Consider the following 18,682-nt stretch of genomic DNA (forward strand, 5'->3'; position numbering starts at 1 on the left):
TGGGGATGACTCAAAGTAATTGAGTCATTTGGTCTGACAGGAAAGAATAAATATTTATATGGTAAGAAATTATTTATTGATACTACTCGCTTTTTTCATAAGTCCTGCGATACGGGCGCAGGAAGTAGAGAGCACTGCCTATGATGTAATGCTTAGTACCTTACTGGACCATACTGTACCTGAAATATCGGTTGATGAAGTGAAAAATGGTGGAGTATTATTGCTTGATGCCAGAGCGAAGGAAGAGTACAATGTAAGCAAAATTAAGGGTGCTCGTTGGGTAGGTTATGATGACTTCTCATTAAAACGTGTAGATGATCTTGCAAAAGATAAAGAAATTGTAGTGTACTGTAGTGTGGGGTACCGAAGTGAAAAAATCACTGAAAGACTCAAGAAAGCAGGATTTCATCATGTATCTAATCTTTACGGAGGTATATTTGAATGGGTAAACCAAGGGATGTCAGTAGTTGATGCCAGGGGACAAACAACGCAGAAAGTTCACGCTTATGATAAAGTTTGGGGTATTTGGTTAAAGGAGGGAGAAAAAGTGTATGACTGAAAAGATATATTCTAGCTATGCACTGAAATCATAATATTTGGTTTGCCATAGGTAATGTATTTTACTACTTTTGCAGCGCTGATGGGTTAGATGAATTAGTCTCTTAATTAATCAGCCACAGTTAGTACTGGCCCCGTAGTTCAATGGATAGAATAGAAGTTTCCTAAACTTTAGATACAGGTTCGATTCCTGTCGGGGCTACAATTGCTTTTCCTTGAACACAAAATCAGCAAACGTATATTCTGCCACACTCACTTTTTGGTTTTTCCTTGATTTCTTGCTGGTTTCGGAATATATATGACGAGCGTTGTTGTTTTATATATAAAACATTACAGTAAAAGTATAAGTGTTTTAATAAAATACCCACTAGTGGGTATTGACTTTTTGTCATTAAGAGCAGCATGCTGAAATCAACAGAAACACAATTTTTTTTCTTTGCATGTTCATAATTTATTCGTAATATTAATTATTACATACAATTCAAGATAATAAGCATCAGCATTATCTCTACCGAAAGCTTATTAAATTGTTTTAAAAATTACACCTCATGACAACTATAGAAGAGAAGACATGGAAGGTAACGGTAGAGAAGCATACTCAGCATCATAAAGCAGTCATTAAAATAGAGCAGCCCCTTGAGGAACTTCCCAAAAGCATTAAGATATTAAAAATGCTTACCAGAGATAACCAGTTCCTTAAGTGTAACAAGAAGAAGTTTGACTCGCTGAGTGAAAGAGAAAAAGAAGTGTTTTTTTTGTTGGCAATGGGTTATAGTAGTGAAAAAATTGCCGAAGAACTATTTATTTCAAAACATACAGCCCAGACCCACAGGAAAAACCTGAAGGAAAAACTGAAGATCAAATCGTTTAAAGATATTATGATCTACGCCAGGGTTTTTGGCTTTATTTAAATGCTTAGCCCAATATAAAATCCTACTACCTAATGACTACAACCTTAAGCCTATCCGATCAGACAAGGCATGCTATTCAGATAGCTCAATCTTATGCTAAAGAATATCAAAACGCTCAATTTACTCCCGGGCACCTGCTACTTTCATTACTACATAAAGATGTAGGACTTCGTGACTTGCTGGATTCTCTTGGGCAGGATATCCAATACCTCCAGGAATGGGCGGAAGTACGTATAGAAAACCTTTCTAAAAACACACAAATACCCGAAGAGCCACCCGGAGATACAAAGGTAACTGCCATTATTGAAGAGGCTGATCTTATCCGGCTTAAGCTCAATGACGATGAAATTACCCCTTTTGCACTCCTCGCTGCACTTTGTAAACCAAATGTGGCCTTTAACAAAGATCAGCTTAAAACTTTTCCGCTCAAACAGGATGATCTTTTAGCTACAATTATCCAGGAAGAGGCTATACAGCAGGCAGTGAGTGTGCCCGCCAATGGAAGTAACGTCAAGAAAACAACAAAACCCAAAGCGCTTTATAAGTTCTGTGTAGATAAAACCTCACTTGCCAAAGAAGATAAGATTGACCCTATTATAGGTCGTGATCGGGAAACCCGTATGATGATTGAGATTCTGGGTCGTCGTACAAAACCTAACGTGTTGATTATAGGTGAGCCTGGTGTTGGTAAGACGGCATTGGTAGATGGGTTTGCTTTGAGTATCATTCAGGAAAAAGTACCCATGCATCTGGGAGCGGCACTAGTCTTTGAACTTGATCTGGGCTCTTTGGTGGCAGGTGCGTCCTATAAGGGAGAAGTAGAAGATCGGCTGAAAAATATTATCAATGAAGTGAAAAGCTTTGATAAAGCGATCCTTTTTATTGATGAAATACATTTGCTGCTGGACAGCAATGGGCCAGTAGGCACAGGTGCAGCTAACTTACTCAAGCCAGAACTTGCCCGGGGAGAGATTACTGTCATCGGTGCCACCACAAACGATGAGTATAGGAAATTTATTGAGAAAGAAGAGGCATTCAATCGTCGTTTTGAGGTGCTTAGAGTAGAAGAGCCCGATGAAGAGGCTGCCACACGTATGATCAAAACTCTGATACCTTTGTATGAAGAGCACCATACCATTAGTGTAGCCGAAAATACACCTTCTGAAGCAGTTTCTCTGGCCAAGAGATATGTGAAGGACAGAAGGCTGCCTGATTCAGCCATTGACCTGCTGGATCGTACGATGGCAGCAATACGTATGGCAGACGAAACTTCAGAAAATGAGTTAAAAACCCTCAAGGAAGAATTAAAAAGCTTCCGGGACAACGAAGAGAAGCTTTTGTCCTTACCTGATCTGAGGTGGTTTCACCGACAACTCAACGATAAAATCAGTCCTATACTGCTTGGACAAATAATAGAAGAAGAAAAGGCACATGAAAAAGCTTCTGCCGATGAGTTTGCCGATTATCTGGATAAAACCATAGATTTTCTGCTTACCCTTACGGAAAAGAAAAGAGGTAGTGTGGAAAAAGAAGATGTTGCTGCGGTAGTAGCCTACAAAACAGGAATACCTATTGGTAAAATACAGACGCAGGAGCGAGAGAAATTGCTCAATATGGAAGAGCATCTCAAGAAGAGAGTAGTGGGGCAGGATCATGCGATTAAGGTGATTTCAGATGCTATTTTAGAATCACGATCAGGTCTTACCAGAGCAGGGCAACCCATCGGCTCTTTCTTTTTTCTGGGCCCCACAGGAACAGGTAAAACCGAGCTTGCCAAGTCTTTGGCAGACTTCCTATTTAATGATGAGAATATGCTCATTCGCTTTGATATGTCGGAGTTTAAAGAGTCACATTCGGCAGCAGTACTTCTCGGTGCTCCTGCAGGCTATGTGGGCTATGAGGAAGGCGGTATATTGGTAAACAAGATCAGAGAGAAACCTTATTCGGTAGTGCTTTTTGATGAAATTGAAAAGGCTCATGCCTCCGTTTTTGATATCTTTCTCCAAATTATGGATGAGGGTAAACTTCACGACCGCCTGGGCAAAGAAGGTGATTTCTCTAATGCAGTTGTGCTTTTTACTTCTAATATTGGTAGTCGTCATATAATTGATGAAGTAGAAAAAGGAAACCTTCCTACTTCCAATGAAATGATGGAAATCATGAGTGGTAGTTTCCGTCCGGAATTTTTAGCGAGAGTAACGGAAATTATCCCATTTTCACCTATATTAGAAAAGAACGTTGTCAAAATATTTGATATCCATCTCAAGAAGCTGCTGAAGCAATTACAGACCCAAGGTATTGAGTTGGAAATATCTGATGAAGCCAAGCAGCAGTTAGCACTTTCCGGATATACGCCAGAATACGGAGCAAGGCCACTTACAGGGGTAATTAGGAACCAACTGAGAAGACCGATTTCCCGGATGATCATCGCAGAAAAAGTAAAGAAAGGCTCTACCATCAAATTGAGCCTTGACGATAAAAAAGAGATGAAGTGGAAATATTAATCTTATTGGGGTTACTTATTAACAGCTTTGGATACATACAAATAAGGATTAATAAATATCTTTTTGAAAAACTATTTATCCTTAAGTATTAAATATTGGTCTAAAACTCTCCACTATGCGACAAGAATTCTTATCGACACAGAAGGATCAGGCTTATTATTACAATGCGCTCAGGATTGCAAAAGGTGAAGATGGGATAGAAATAGCAGAAGGTTACAGGCATCTGGTTGGCTTAATATATTTCTGTGAGAACTGCTTGTTTTGTCATACTGATAAACGCTACTTCAATGTGGATCATTTGGCGCCGGACCGTTCACTGAGAGGAAGCGGACGCCCCAGCGCTATCGCGATTAACGCGGTGATTTTATGTACGTCGCTACAGAAAGGAGATGGAGGTTGTAATCAGGCGAAGGGCGCGAAGCCTTTTGTGCCTATTCGTCGTGGTCTGGCTTACACGCATAAGGAAGAGGATATGAATTATATACCCTTAGAAGAACGTCCTTTTCCTTATGCAAAAAATTGGTAACAAAAAATTCAGTGTAATTAATAAACCAATAATTCATGAACCAAGTAGAAATCGGAGGCCAGTTAGTGCCTAAGGAATCTTTTGAAGCAATCTCACAGATTTCTTCCAACAGGACCCTGCTGGTACAAAAACTCACCAGTAAGCCTACCAAGCCAGAGCCCATCACCGGACTCAAAACCATTGACGATGTTTTTGATCATTTTAAACCTAACGTAAAAGTAGAGTTTGAAAATGAGCAGGGGGCACCGGTAAAGGAAGAGCTTCACTTCAGTAATCTAGGCGACTTTAATAAAAAAGGCATTTCCGGACAGAGTGATTTCCTGAAAGAACTGGACGCGCAAAAAGAAAATTATCAAAAATTTGCTAAGCAACTCAGGTCCAACAAAATTCTTAAGTCTGCCCTAACGAACCCGGATGCGAAGAAAGCTTATCTGCGGGCTCTGCAGGCAATGATACAGGAAATTGAAAACGCTGACCAATAAACAAAAAAACCATGGCTGAACAGAAAGCTCAAAAATCGCCAGCTACCGCAGCGGCGGTACCTGCCAAGACTAAGGAAGGATCAAAAATTGACAACCCTAACCAGGTGCTGGAAGAAAGCCTGGAGGAGTTGGTAGAATACGGAGAGTTTGAACTCATTGAGGCCTCAGTAGATGGTTCCAAAGTGATGAGTCCTGAGGGTAAGGCTCGTAAAAACATTTTTCTCAAAGAAGCAGGCCGGAAGAAGGACCGGGAAGAACTGAAAAAACAGCTTCAACTTTGGCACGCTCTGCTCAGTGAATCTGATGATATCACCGAACTGGTAAGTAAAGCCGAAGAAAGAAGTGCATCAGCAGAAAAACTACTGAATCAGAACCTTGCCAAAGCCATGGAGGCTACCCGTGAGCTAGAGCAAAATTATCGTTCTATGGCCCTGTTCTTCAAAAATTCTGAGCAGGATAAGGTAAGGAACATTACCATATTTAATGCAGAGCTTGACCGCCTGAAAGACCTTGATAATACTTTGGTTATTGATAAGATAGCAGAAGAGCTCAAGGCCCGGCACGACAGACTGGACCTGAGGGAAAATTATTCTTTGCTGGTAATTCCCGGCTATCTGGGTTCCAATATGGTGGTAGAGAAATGGGCTAAAATTGCCTATCAGAATAAGGTAATGCTGGTGACTGACTTTGCCCATTTGGACGATCCTGACGCGGTAATGGAAGAGTTTGATGTAGCCAACCTTACCGGCGGAGAGATCCATCGCTCCAATGTGATCATGGCTTGTAACTGGCTGGTAGGTCGTGAGAAGTATGATGAACTGGGCGAGGAAGAAGAACTGCATGTTCCACCCTCTGCTGCCTTAGCAGGAAAAATCTACAGCACACTCATCGCGCAACCTACTGCCGGAAAAATGCACGGTGGCATCAATGAGGTAAACGGTGTGAGGTTTCCATTGAAGAAAAGTGAAATCACTGAACTGGAGAAGCGTGGACTTGTACCTATGGTAAAAGAGTGGGATAAAATTATGGCGTTTTCTGCCAAAACCCTCTATACCGGAAATGATATAGGCTTACAGACATACTCAGTAGTTCGTGTGTTTGATTATATAGGCAAGGTACTTATTGATTTCCTTAACCGGCAAGCTTTTGTGAACTGGACGCCTAAAGTACAAAAGGAGCTGAGCAGTGAGATTTCCGGATATTTAAAAAGTATCATGGGAAGTACCAAGATTATCCAGGACTATAAACTGATGAAACTGGAACAGGACCCTGAAACCAAGCGAATTAATATAGACCTGCACATCACACCTTTTTTTCCTGCCAAAAATTTCCTGTTGAAACTGGGAGGTACCAAGGGAGATACAGCCGATGAGTGGGCCGCTGAATTTGCTGAAGAATAAAAGCTGGATAACTCCGTTTCCGGAAGCGTATGGCTCGGCAGATACTGGTAAGCATAATTGCGATGTTGCAATTGTTTGATACAGGCTTCTGTTCAGATGCCTTCAGTCTAATGCGCGAGCGCATTAGCAAGGTAATGGCTTATTGGATGCTTTCTTATCGGGTATCAATAATAGCTATTGAACCTCTGGAAATATTAACTTATTAAGTACACAACTTTAACTTTAATCATTAAATATCATGGCTCAAAAAGTAAGATTAACATTAGACAAAATTACTGACAGGAGAGTTTTGTCTTTTAGCTACAATTTCTCACGCGGTACCGATTTTTCTGGTAAACCTTCTGGCAATATAACCGGAGGGTATGTAAGTCTCAGTATTGAAGCTTCCAAAAGTGTTTTTCTGCCTACCTGGATGACACTGGCTAATACACAAACCAAAGAGGCTAAGATTGAAATCATGGATGAAACTGATGATAAAAAACCTGTAAAAACTATCAGCCTGAAAGATGTCTACATAGTAGATTATTCTCAAACGTATAGTGAAAACATGGAAGCTACTGAAAACTTCGGCCTGTCTGCACGGGAAATCACCATTGAGGGCGATGATGGCCCCGCGGTACATGAGAATGAATGGCCTGACTTTGCTAAATAGATAAAATAGGCTGCACCGCTTAATATACTTAGTATTTGAGTGGTGCAGTTCTTCTATTCAGACAGCAGCTGACAGATTAAGGTATTAATCAAAGGACTTGTTTTGTTGTATTCATAGGCACAAGGGGCTCTCTAAGATTCTCAAGGCAATCAATACAGTATTATCAAGCAAGCATTGCGTGCGGATATGTGAAATGGCATCATATAAAATTGATTTACCTACTGTTTTGCAGTTTAGATGATAGACCTAATATACTGATTGTAGATATAACCATCTCATTATTTTGGCACATCAAGTAAAGGTAAATGTCACCATTGCGGGCAAAACCATTTCTCCAGTAGCGGATCTGGACATCAGTCAGAGCTTATTTGACCATAATGTTATTCAGGTTGTTATCCCTCTTAATGCATTCAAGGACAATAATGCACAAATTCTCAATCAGGCTAAGGATTATCTGAATCAGCCTCTCACTGCCCAAATCAGGTCAGGGGTATTTGATAAACTCAAGAGAGATTTTAGCTTCAAAGGAATTGTGACCGATATCCGGATGACTCGCTCCCAGAGAGGGGAAAGGATGATATTTGTTACGGCCTATAGCCCTACCGTCTACCTCAGCGGGGTCGCTACCACCCGTTCCTTCCATGAGATGACGCTGGCAGATATTGTCAACCAGTTGTTGGAGGATGTGCCAGCCAATATGAGCGCTATCGTCAGCCCCAGATATACAGAAAACATAGAATACGCTGTGCAGTATCGGGAGACAAACATGCAATTTCTGCAAAGACTGGCAGATACCTACGGTGAATGGCTCTATTACGATGGTGACGAATTTATTTTTGGGGAACAACCCTCAGTTTCTGCAATTGATTTACTGCTTGAAAAGGATTTGCAGGACATGAAGCTCTCTATGCGTGTAGTGCCGGTAAATTTTAAGGCTAAAGCTTATGATTACCTCAAACATGAAGTTTATGAAAGCACGGCAAAGCCAGGCGATATTTCTGATCTGGATAATTTTGGCGGTGAAATTCTGAATAAAGTTGAGCCTGATGCTTTCTCCGGTAAATCATTACGTATGCCGTATCACCAATTTCAGTCCGCTCAGGCGCTGGATGATTATGTCCGCCATGAGATGGCCACCCGCTCCCGCGATATGGTGGTGCTTAGCGGAACTACCGACCATACACAACTCAGAGTAGGTTCGGTGGTCAATATTACCGGTGAAAAGGCCAATGAAGTAGACCTTGAAAAATTCATCATTACCGCGATTAATCATAGCATAGACGAAAGCTTCAGTTATAGCAATACCATTCAGGCAATCCCTGATGCAGCTTCCAGTCCGCCCGATAACCCAAAGGTACGTGTGCCTTTTTGCGAAGCTCAGCAAGCGACGGTCATAGAAAATGATGACCCGGAAGGCATGGGCAGGGTGAAAGTGCAGTTTAAATGGCAGGAAACCGGGACAGTTACTCCCTGGATACGCATGATGCAACCTTATGCCGGTCAGTCATCTGACTTGCACGGATTCTTTTTCACCCCAGAGATAGAGGATGAAGTGATTGTAGGGTTTATTAATGACAATCCCGAATTACCTTATGTAATGGGAAGTGTGTACCATAATAATAGCAGTAATCATCCTGGTGAGTGGCATGATCCGAATACCAACCGAAAGGTGATCAGGACACGCTCAGGTAATCAGATTCACTTTTTAGATGAGAATGGCAAGGAAGAAATTATTATTACCAATAAAGATATTGATAGTGCTACTAACGAAATCAGGCTAAGTATGGAAGGAGATGGTAAGATCACCATTATGACTTTGGGGGCATTGGATATCAAAGCAAATTCCATCAACATGGAAGCCGATGAAGACATTGATATCAAAGCAGGAGCCAATGCCAGCCTGGATGTAGGCCAGGGGCTGGAGATCAAATCTGGTACAGATACCAAGATGGAAGCGGGAACTGAGTTAAATGTTAAATCCGGTACTGACACCAAAGTTGAAGCAGGAACTGCAGCCAGTGTTAAGGGTGGTACTGACTTAAAACTTGAGGGCGGGTTGATGTCGTCTCTCAAGGGTGGTGCTCAACTGGATCTGGATGGTGGCCCTATGGCCAACCTGAAAGGTGCCCTGGTGAAAATAAATTAAACTTTTATGAAAATAGTTCTTCCTGAAAACAAGCCACCTGTAATTTTTGAGTACGAAGACAAATTTCATGCTCGGATGAATCATGATTATGCCACATGGCATCCTGTTCCGAACCCCAATACTGATGATGATGATAAACCAAACTTTAAACCTAAAAAAAGATATTTAGACACAGTATTGGCTAAGACCAGTGCCAGATTGCCCGGTTACGAAAAGAGAAGGCCAAGTCATCAGGTAGATAATGAAGCAGATAGACTGGAAAAAAGTAAATTTAATAGCTTTGAGATACTAGAGGAAGCGGTGTTAAGATCTGCGGTATATCCAGCCATAGTAGCCAACAATGGTAATTTAGTCACTACTTTTGATATGGGGTATGTAATCGGCTACGATTCCCAATTGAATAGTCCCACCTCAACAGTAACTGTAGTTACATATAAAGTCGGAAAGTTTAATACCGCTTATCCGGGAAAGCCAAGGTGCCTCTACACTCATAAAAACTAAAGCCAATGCGTCCCTACTATACATTTCCATTACAAACAGAGCAGTTGACCCAGAAAAAAAGGCATCGCTTAGCCGAGCTGAAAGAAGGGATTGCGGATTACATTCATATCATCCTCAAAACACATCTTACTGAGTACCGCTATGATTACGATTTTGGCTGCTACGTATGGAACCAAGACTTTGAGAACATCAAGAGCATCAGCAAGTGGGAAAACGCGCTGGAGGCACAGATCAGGGAAGCTATCCGGCAGTACGAAAAAAGGATGGATTATATTCAAACGAAAGTGAAAGTAGAAGAGCCTAAAGACTATGCCGCTGAAAGTAACCCACAAAGCCGTCTGAAAAAAAGAATACATATCACCGTATCCGGTACGATACAGAAAACACGAGAGCTGTTTCAGCATCAGGAGTTTATTTATTTCAGTCCTCTTTCAATTAACTAAACTATGTCTTACGACCACCAAAATAAAATGTGTATTCCGAAATTTGGTCGGGAATATGACATTACCGAAAAACAAAAAGCTTGCTATAGAAAAACAAACGCTGATAAACAGGATAGATTTTTAAATGACATAATTAAAGGGAATAGGGAGTTTAAAATAGAGTCCTCTGTAAAAACAGCACAATCGTTTGTTGTTTTGCATGTATTTGACGTTAAAGATTTGCTAAAGCTAGGTCTGGAGATAAAAGGTGCACAAGATGATATAAAAAAACTATTTCAAAATTTGAAAAGCGGTGTTGTTGATGATGTATTAGAAGTATTGAAACGGTCGGATGATGCATCAACCAAGGTGGTAAGCGATAAATTGACTTATACAAAATTTGCCAGCAAAAATACGCCTTCCTCGACGCCAACAATTGATAAATACAACGAAAAGCTAATAAATAAGCTTGGTGATCTAATTTGTAAGGCTAAATCAATAAAAGGGAAACTCTATTTACACAGCAACAATAACACATTTATCTTCAAGGAAATCGGTAATGCTCAAAAAAAGGTCACCGCATTACTAAATGCTAAGCCTATTCAAGCATTATTTTTAAAAGGAGGAAAACTACTGAAAACAGGTATGAAGTATGGAAAAACATTGGTGAAAAGTAGTGCCCTGGCTGTAGTTGTTCATTCTAGCATTGCTATTGGTGAACTCGTTAATAAAGATAAAAAAACATTTGGTCAGATTTTAGGAGAATTTTCTTCTGAAATGATAAAGCTATTGATCTCGGTAAAATCAGCTGCTCTAATTGTAGCAACTGTTGCCAAAGCGGCAGTGTTCGTTGCTGCAGGTGCTACTGGTGCGTTGCTTTTTGTGGGTGTCACTGTGATAATAGGGGCAGTGGTAAGTCATTTGGATAAGGAATTAGGTTTGACAGATAAACTATGTAATGCTATTGACCGAGGTATAAAAGAATCAAGAGAAGAAATGGTCAGGGTTATTAATTTGATTACAGAAGAAAAAGAAATGATTGAGAGTAAAGCTGCATCAGCTTATGTTGAATTTGAGAGAAACTTTAATAATTGGGTTAGCAGAGGGTACTATTACTGAGACTACATCATATGAGTTCTAATTTAGACAAATCCAACATCAAGCGTCGCCTGGTCAAGTACGTAGCTGACCTTTGGGGTTATCAGCAGGCGGATATGGATGGTTTTGACCCGCTGGTGGATCTGCTGCTGGGAGCTTGCGCTGTGGAGTTTGAGCGCACCGCCAACCAGATCGTTTCTTCCCAAAGCCGGGTATTGGAAAAACTGGCCCACCTGCTGCTACCTGAAAGCCTGGTTACCCCTCTGCCGGCGCATACCATCATACATGCCAGTGCGGTAGAACCGCGCTATACGCTCCGTCCTGAAGATCAGTTTTTAATTGATAAAGAAGTGATCAACCCGGCAAAGCCCACCGAAATCAGTAAGAAGGCTATTTTTTTCTCACCTACACTTCCGGCCAGTATTTTTGATGTCAGCATACGTTATATAGGTCTGGGAAAGCGGCTTCTACAGCAGACAGATGTCAATGCCAGAGAGATGTTGAGTAGTACAAAAAAAGGAGAAAGCTTTACCAATCAGCATATATGGGTTGGACTCAAAGTGAATGCTAGCCTGGTAAATGTTCCACAAATCAGCTTCTTCTTTGACTGGCGAAACCATCCCGAAAAACAGAAATTTCTCAACCTGCTTCCTGTCACTCAATGTTCAGTAGGAGAAAATAACATGAGCACCCGCTCAGGCTACGGCCTTACTGTAGAAGATAGGATAAGTAAGCTTAGAAATGAATTACTAGAGGAGTGGGACATCTTGCCCAAAATTGAGGATAAGGTAAATCAGTTGTACGAGCAGCATTTCCTTACCCTCAGTAGTAATGATATCGCGACCAAAGAACACCTTAGAAATTATCCTGAAGCTTTTGAAGCGCTTTTTGAAGAAGAGACATTAAAGAACCTCAAAGAACCACTCCTCTGGATAAAGCTGTCATTATCGCAACTGATCCCTCAGGATGCAGTAGAAGATATGATCCTGGCTATTAACTGCTTTCCGGCCTGCAACCGGCAGTTGGTTGATAATCGCCGGCCTTATCGCCTTGATGAAAGTCTAAATATCATTCCCCTGAAATCTGATGATTATTTTCTGGCCGTACATAAGGTAGCGTCAAACGATAATCAGCCTTTCCAGGGGCTTCCGTTTTTTGATGTAAAGCAGATGAAACCAGGAATCTATGCGATACGCAGAGATAGGGTAGGGAAGTTTGACAGTCGTAATGCCCGTGAAATGTTAAATTATGTACTGGAACTTATGCGGGATGAAGCTGCCGCGTTTAAGGCTGCCAGCGGCTCCATTGGTTCCAAAGAAATCGTTGAACTGGAGCAGATCCTGAACAGGATTGAAAATAACCTCGCCAACAAAACGCAGGAAGGTGATACGGACCAGTACCTTATGCTTAAGCCGGATAAGGCGAAAGATATTTACGTTTCTTTTTGGAATACTACCGGAGCGCTTGCTAATAAAGTTCCTGCCGGAAGCGCATTCAAAACACGTTCTATAGACATTAAAGCCAAGAGCGTGTGTTCTATGACCACTTCTTTCGGAGGAAAGGATAAGCCCTCGGAACAGGAAAAGCTATATACCTTCCGTAGCAACTTACTCTCCAGAGACAGGATCGTCACCCGGGAAGATATAAGGGCTGCCTGTTATGCTGAACTAGGAGACACAATTGCACACATTGATATCAAAAAAGGATACGTAAATGCACCTTCACCTCGGCAAGGGCTGCGCAGGGTATTGGATGTTGAAATTACTCCCCACGGAAAAGAGGAATTGTCTGAAGAGGAGTGGAATAAAATCTGTGAGGAATTGTCAATGAATTTACAGCGACGTTCTTCTATCTTCTTACCAATTACGGTAAAGGTTGTATTACAAGAACTCTCCTGAGATGAATACTACTCCTAAAGAAACCAACGCAAGACTCAAAGAACTGCCGCTCAAGCTTAAGCTTGACCTGTATGTGGAAGTAGTGATTGCCGCTTTGATAGAGCAGGGTAGGGTAGACCCTGAAAAATTATACGTTAAACCTCAGGGTACATTTTCCAGAAATTACCAGCCTGACCTGGCCAGAGTGGAAGTGATTGAAGATAAAAAAATGGGGCATTCAGCCGCACACTTTAATATCCATCGCGAGGGACTTTATGATATGCTACCGGAGGGTTTGTTTCACACAAATCTTAGGAAGACAAAGCACATTGATACCGAAGAGTCGGTGAAAGAGCTTAAGATACATCGGGAAGAAGAGAAAAGCGCTAGAAAGTTTTTCCTCCCTCTGGAGCAGATGTTTTACCAGCAAAGGATTGCCATTGAAATAGAAGAGCAAAAATCTCTTGTAGGCCTTTCTGAGGCAATTGTGGATGAACTGATTACAGATTTCTGGCAAATTCCTTTTCCATTAGATTATTACCAGTCTTTATGCATGGCCTACATGCTACCTATAGTACATAACATAGTGGGAAATATAGAGCTGACAGCCCAATGCCTGAGTATTCTATTGCAGGTGCCGGTATCTCTGAAAAGTACTATGGGTAGACATGAAAACTTTCATTTGGAAGGCAACAGCCTGGGTGCGTTTAAACTGGGTGATAATTTTTTACTTGACGACCTGTATGTAGGCGAACTGGATACTATTACAATAAGAATTGGTCCTCTGCAAGAGCAGTCGCTCCCTGGTTTTTTACCTGATGGACAACAGCAGAAATACATTGAATTTCTGGTCGCTTATTTCATTCCTGCTGAGCTTGATTGGGAAATAGAGATTCTGGTAAATCCTGAGCAAGAAACGTTTAGGTTAGGAGACAATTATGGAAAAGGATTACTAAATTATACAACAGTTATTTAATAGATTATTGATATATGCATCCTAACCTAAGAAAAGCCTCGGTCAACTGGATAGATGGAATGAAAGTGAATAAAGATCACTTTCTTCAAACCGAAGATTGGGTCATTGACCACCTCAAAGATATTGCTGCCTTAAGGTTGACGGATAACGAATACGGATTACTGCCGGCTTCTGGCGATGTTGACACCTCAGTAAATTTTCAGATAGATATTGAGCAAACACAGTTTGTCAAAGTTACGCTCTTATCCTGTAGGGCGATCACCAGGGGTGGTATCAGAATAGAGATCACACCTTATATCAGTAAGCTGTATAGTCTGGAACGCAACCAGTTTGAAGTAAAGTACGACCTGAAAAATGCCTCCAACCAGCAATATGCCATTGTAATAACGGTTGACCCTTACCACAGAATTCCTGTAGGCGATCCCAATCCGGAAGAGCATCCTCTCCGACATCCTTTTTCTATCCCTAAATATTCGGTTGATATTATACCTTCCAAGGAAGTTAATTCTGAGGAGTTCAGCACGTATCACCTTACGATAGGAAAATTCAGAGTAGTGGGTGGAGAAGTGCAGGTGGAAGATTATATACCACCTTGTACCAGTATGAGTAGTCATCCGACTTTGGTAGAATATTATCGTGAGTTTGAGACTTTACTTAACGAAATCAGGCAAAGTCTTACCCAATTCATCAAAAAAAACCGTGCGTTGGATGATAGGTCAATTAACCATAATGTGCTGGCACTATCCGAGAGCATGCTGATGACCATGGCTATTTATCAGGATGAATTTCAGTTGGAGGTTCCTACCAAATCTCCTATTCACATATTCAAGTTTTTTCTGAGGTATATCAGGTTGATATCTACAGAGTTGAACTGTATGCCTGAAGATGACAGGCTTAACGTTTATAATACTTTCAACAGAAGTTTCGCCGCAGGCACCTTTGAAAATATGATTCATAACATACTGAACCTGAAGTATTCGCACAGGCAGATCTATCAGGTAATTGCCATGCTTCACCAAGAAATAAGTACATTCAATGAAATACTCTCAAAACTACCCTATAGTAGTACTACGGCTTACGAAAGACCTCGGGAAGAACCTGAACCCCAAGCGGAACAGCCAGCCCCCAAAAAAATGGGCTCTACTGTTAAAATATTCAGAGGAGGGAGGGAATTATGAGTAAGCCTGCCGCTAGAATAGGAGATATGCATACCTGCCCTATGGTGACCCCCGGATTGCCGCCAGTGCCACATGTGGGAGGCCCTATCACTGGCCCTGGTGTGCCTACGGTCCTGATTACCGGAATGCCCGCCGCTGTAATGGGTGATATGTGTACATGTGTAGGTCCCCCCGACAGCATCATTCTGGGATCAACTTCTGTCATGATTGGTGGAAAACCCGCCGCGCGTATGGGTGACTCTACTTCGCACGGTGGGGTTATTGTACTTGGTGCGCCTACTGTGCTCATTGGAGGATAACAAATAAAGTCCAGGGCCTGTGCTACAACAAAAGACCTCATCCTTAGTACTTGCTAAATGAAAGTATATCATTTGATTTTAGCTCCTTTGGTTTGATGAAGTTAAATGAATAGCATCAGAATCATTTTAATAAATGTAAAACTAAAAGGTAATAATATTATGGCATGGATAAATGTAATAACTAGTTCAGGTAATCCTTATCGGCTTTTCAAACAAGAAAAGTCTCAGAGTTGTGGAGTTGCTTGCGCAATGATGGTGCTTAAACTTAAGCAAAACAGAGAACTAGATGAAGGTACTGGGCGTCGCTTTTTTGGAAAAGCAGAAGGGGCCGTCAATCTTGATGGTGCTGGTGTTCGGGATTTCGATGCATTAGGTTCTACGCAGTCACCAATAATAGGAGTACTTTCAAAATATGGTATTCAAACAAATCAGGTGGCTCCCCAATACGTCGAGAAATGGCTCAGACTAGCAACACCAACAAAACCAGTAATCCTTGGAGTCGATTGGGGGGTAAGTGGGGTTGGACAAGGAGGACATTGGGTGGTTTGCGTACAGTATGGGCAAAAACTCGTGTGTTTAGACCCATACTATGGCTTAGTTGAGACACTGTCATCGCTATTCCCATTTTACTTTATAGATGCAGCATCAAAAGGTAGAATCAATGACCTTATACAGTTGGCTTAATTTAGGTTATGTCTGATAAATAACATTTGGTGAAGAAAATCTGTCAAGTTTTAAAAGTGAGACAGATCTAACTTTATTTTTTGAATTATCAGACACAGCCTCATATCAGAGCTTAGAATAGATTTAAAAAGCGATCAGGAAGAAGAATATTTAAGGGTGGTATTGCCCAGCCTGATTTCATCACCTTCTTCTAAAACTATACCTTCCTGGCCTATTTGAAAATCATTGACAAAAGTACCATTGGTGGAGGGCCTCCATTTCATCTGACCATCAATTTTGATCCATTGACCGTCTCTTATGTACCACTTCTCATTATCTTCCTTATCAAAGAATTTTTCTAAAGTAGCATGGTGGCGAGATATAAAGGCACTTTCGTCCTCTTCAATCAAGATATCATTAGCAGAGAAGTTTTCATCATCAAGCCGTCCGATTGTAAGTTTAAATTTACTTTTGTTTTCAGCAATTTTACTGATGTAGAAGTTTTGTTGTTGACTTTCTTTAGGAGATATGATAACCAGCTTTTTATGAGGGGCTACCTTTGCTTTGTTTCGGACAGGCTTACTAGAGAAGTCACTTCTATTGAGCAACTCAAGTATTTCCTCAGCACTCTGAAATCTATCGTCTGCTTTTGGATTCAGGCATTTTACAATAATATTTTTCCAGAAAGCTTTGACATTGGAATCAATTAATCTTTGATAATCCCAATCATCACTTTTCTTGTTCTTCTCGTATTGCAAAGGATCGCTCTCATACTGCTCAAATGATCCAAAAGGTAAGTGACCTTGGGTGAGTAACTCATATAACACCACTCCAAAAGCAAAAATATCATTTGTCGGTCCGGTCTTTTTATATGCCCTGGCACCATCGGCTTGTTCGGGAGGAGAATAAGCAGCGGTAGCAAATATTTGTTTGACTCTCCCTCGGATATCAGTCTGGGTAAGTCTGTTGTGTAAACTGGCAGATACACCAAAATCACTCAGACAGTAATTCCCTGCTTTGAGGAGAATATTTTCAGGTTTGATATCCCGGTGGATAATGTTTTGTTGGTGCATGGCCTGCAGGCCTTTGCAAATATCATGTACAACCTTTGATATTTTTCGGTCATCCAGTTTATCTCCTATAGTGTCTCTCAAACTTCCCCCTTCACAATATTTCATAAAAAGCAAGGGGTTGCCAGCCAACTCATGATAACTGAAAATTTTTAACACATAAGGAGACTCAATTTCTTTGCTGATCTTGTATTCCTGAATGATCCTCTGCACCATGTCTTCTCGCTCTGCGGGGAGCACTTCCCACATACGATATAGTTTGATGGCTATGTATACGCCTTCATGTTCGGCAAGGTATACACTCCCAAATCCTCCTCTACCAATTTCTTCCTTGATAGAAAGGTCAAGCCCATCTAAATGAATGATTTGAGGAGGTTGAAGGTTTATTCTCTCAGAAACAGGCATGTGTTGAGGAATAAGGATTACCCAATCTCAAATTTGAAAACCTTATTACCTAAAATCAGCTTTGTCTCATGGGGTAACAGGACTTCATTCGTACATTGTACAAACGTAGCTTTGTTAGAACTCCTATCAATTATCATCCATACATCCTGTTTTTTCTCAATACTGGCATGCTGTTTACTGGAAATGCTCTGGTCATCAGGAGCAAGGTTAAAACGGTTTAGGGTAACTTCTGGCCCCGTAAATTGCTTTGCCGTACCATTCATCTCATCTATTAAAGTAAACGTGCCCTGTTGATTTTCAGAAATATTAAATTGACCGAACTGCATTGTTTTGTTTGGTTCTACTTTTACAGGATTGTTTTTGGTAGCATGAGAAGAAAAAAGAAATATACGATTTCCCAAGATAAGTCTGCTACCCTCCAGTAGCGGGTGGTAATTAAGAGCCTGCAAAAAGGTAGCCCCATTAGAGCTTATATCTTTGATAAACCATTTCCCCTGACTTTCCCTGAGTTGAATATGACCACTACCTGAAATACTGGGGTTATCGGGGTCTAACTCATCTCTACCCAGCGTAATTTCTTCTACTTCTCCGAGTTCGGCACTTACAGACATTTCAGGTGCGGCTTCGTTAACCAAAGTGAATTTTCTCTTGCTGGAAATTTTCCCAAAGTTAAGGCTACTGAAAGTCATAGTACGCTTAGCGGTGGTAGTTTCCTGCTGAGTTTTCTCCACGCCACTGAAACCACAATTGGGGCAGGGAGTAGTATCAGAGATCTGGTTTCTCAGGGGGTAAGAGCATTCAGGACACTGGTAGCCACTATCAAAGGAATTTTCTTTATTTTGCTGGTCCAGATAGGGAGCATTAGGTTTTTTCCCAACTATCGTTTTATTCGTTTGCTTTAATGGCTTTTCATTGGGTTGTCTGTTCCAGGGCTCTTTAATAGGCTCACTGGGAGGCTTAGGTTCCTGCTTTTTTATTTTAAAGCCTTTATTTTTAAATGGGTTTCTCATAACG

Annotated in this window: 18 protein-coding genes and 1 tRNA gene; 17 read left to right on the forward strand and 2 right to left on the reverse strand. The window is 41.1% G+C overall.

What is annotated here, in order from left to right; genetic code table 11:
* Nucleotides 1-58 precede the first annotated feature (58 nt).
* The 17 genes from WJR50_RS12475 (at nt 59) to WJR50_RS12555 (ending at nt 16,214) form a co-directional block, all read left to right on the forward strand.
* Complete coding sequence (locus WJR50_RS12475) at nt 59-559, forward strand: rhodanese-like domain-containing protein (RefSeq protein ID WP_341293614.1); 501 nt, start codon at nt 59-61, stop codon at nt 557-559.
* Nucleotides 560-688: 129 nt separating this feature from the next.
* Nucleotides 689-760 (forward strand) — tRNA-Arg (locus WJR50_RS12480).
* A gap of 346 nt (nt 761-1,106) precedes the next feature.
* The gene (locus WJR50_RS12485) at nt 1,107-1,469 is read left to right on the forward strand and encodes a helix-turn-helix transcriptional regulator (protein WP_341293615.1); all 363 of its coding nucleotides are present in this window, start codon (nt 1,107-1,109) and stop codon (nt 1,467-1,469) included.
* Nucleotides 1,470-1,501: 32 nt separating this feature from the next.
* Complete coding sequence (locus WJR50_RS12490; RefSeq protein WP_341293616.1) at nt 1,502-3,973, forward strand: ATP-dependent Clp protease ATP-binding subunit; 2,472 nt, start codon at nt 1,502-1,504, stop codon at nt 3,971-3,973.
* Nucleotides 3,974-4,088: 115 nt separating this feature from the next.
* On the forward strand, nt 4,089-4,499 hold the full coding sequence (locus WJR50_RS12495; protein ID WP_341293617.1) for a hypothetical protein: 411 nt from the start codon (nt 4,089-4,091) through the stop codon (nt 4,497-4,499).
* A gap of 35 nt (nt 4,500-4,534) precedes the next feature.
* On the forward strand, nt 4,535-4,981 hold the full coding sequence (locus tag WJR50_RS12500; protein WP_341293618.1) for a hypothetical protein: 447 nt from the start codon (nt 4,535-4,537) through the stop codon (nt 4,979-4,981).
* An 11-nt stretch (nt 4,982-4,992) separates the two neighbouring features.
* The gene (locus WJR50_RS12505; protein WP_341293619.1) at nt 4,993-6,381 is read left to right on the forward strand and encodes a type VI secretion system contractile sheath protein TssC; all 1,389 of its coding nucleotides are present in this window, start codon (nt 4,993-4,995) and stop codon (nt 6,379-6,381) included.
* A gap of 238 nt (nt 6,382-6,619) precedes the next feature.
* Nucleotides 6,620-7,033: a type VI secretion system tube protein TssD gene (gene tssD, locus WJR50_RS12510; RefSeq protein WP_341293620.1), complete on the forward strand. Its 414-nt coding sequence runs from the start codon at nt 6,620-6,622 to the stop codon at nt 7,031-7,033.
* Nucleotides 7,034-7,316: 283 nt separating this feature from the next.
* Nucleotides 7,317-9,179 (forward strand): type VI secretion system Vgr family protein, encoded by a 1,863-nt coding sequence (locus tag WJR50_RS12515; protein ID WP_341293621.1) that lies wholly within the window; start codon nt 7,317-7,319, stop codon nt 9,177-9,179.
* A gap of 6 nt (nt 9,180-9,185) precedes the next feature.
* Nucleotides 9,186-9,680 (forward strand): hypothetical protein, encoded by a 495-nt coding sequence (locus tag WJR50_RS12520; RefSeq protein ID WP_341293622.1) that lies wholly within the window; start codon nt 9,186-9,188, stop codon nt 9,678-9,680.
* Between the two features lie 5 nt (nt 9,681-9,685).
* Nucleotides 9,686-10,123: a GPW/gp25 family protein gene (locus WJR50_RS12525; RefSeq protein ID WP_341293623.1), complete on the forward strand. Its 438-nt coding sequence runs from the start codon at nt 9,686-9,688 to the stop codon at nt 10,121-10,123.
* Nucleotides 10,124-10,126: 3 nt separating this feature from the next.
* Complete coding sequence (locus WJR50_RS12530) at nt 10,127-11,221, forward strand: hypothetical protein (RefSeq protein ID WP_341293624.1); 1,095 nt, start codon at nt 10,127-10,129, stop codon at nt 11,219-11,221.
* Between the two features lie 11 nt (nt 11,222-11,232).
* Entirely contained in the window at nt 11,233-13,098 is a 1,866-nt protein-coding gene (locus WJR50_RS12535) for a hypothetical protein (RefSeq protein ID WP_341293625.1), read from the forward strand.
* A 1-nt stretch (nt 13,099) separates the two neighbouring features.
* The gene (locus WJR50_RS12540; protein WP_341293626.1) at nt 13,100-14,053 is read left to right on the forward strand and encodes a type VI secretion system baseplate subunit TssG; all 954 of its coding nucleotides are present in this window, start codon (nt 13,100-13,102) and stop codon (nt 14,051-14,053) included.
* Nucleotides 14,054-14,067: 14 nt separating this feature from the next.
* Nucleotides 14,068-15,231, forward strand: a complete 1,164-nt coding sequence (tssK, locus tag WJR50_RS12545) for a type VI secretion system baseplate subunit TssK (protein ID WP_341293627.1) — start codon at nt 14,068-14,070, stop codon at nt 15,229-15,231.
* Entirely contained in the window at nt 15,228-15,530 is a 303-nt protein-coding gene (locus WJR50_RS12550) for a PAAR domain-containing contractile injection system baseplate protein (RefSeq protein ID WP_341293628.1), read from the forward strand. Before tssK ends, WJR50_RS12550 begins: the two co-directional genes overlap by 4 nt.
* Nucleotides 15,531-15,635: 105 nt before the next feature.
* Nucleotides 15,636-16,214: a cysteine peptidase family C39 domain-containing protein gene (locus tag WJR50_RS12555; protein WP_341293629.1), complete on the forward strand. Its 579-nt coding sequence runs from the start codon at nt 15,636-15,638 to the stop codon at nt 16,212-16,214.
* Between the two features lie 134 nt (nt 16,215-16,348).
* Here the strand turns inward: WJR50_RS12555 and WJR50_RS12560 are convergent, their stop codons facing one another.
* Together WJR50_RS12560 and WJR50_RS12565 are read right to left on the reverse strand one after the other, a co-directional pair.
* A complete protein-coding gene (locus tag WJR50_RS12560; RefSeq protein ID WP_341293630.1) occupies nt 16,349-17,668 on the reverse strand; it encodes a protein kinase domain-containing protein in 1,320 nt (439 codons plus the stop codon).
* 17 nt (nt 17,669-17,685) lie between these two features.
* The gene (locus WJR50_RS12565; protein ID WP_341293631.1) at nt 17,686-18,678 is read right to left on the reverse strand and encodes an FHA domain-containing protein; all 993 of its coding nucleotides are present in this window, start codon (nt 18,676-18,678) and stop codon (nt 17,686-17,688) included.
* Nucleotides 18,679-18,682: the final 4 nt, after the last annotated feature.

The organism is Catalinimonas locisalis, from assembly GCF_038039535.1.
Classification (GTDB): domain Bacteria; phylum Bacteroidota; class Bacteroidia; order Cytophagales; family Cyclobacteriaceae; genus Catalinimonas.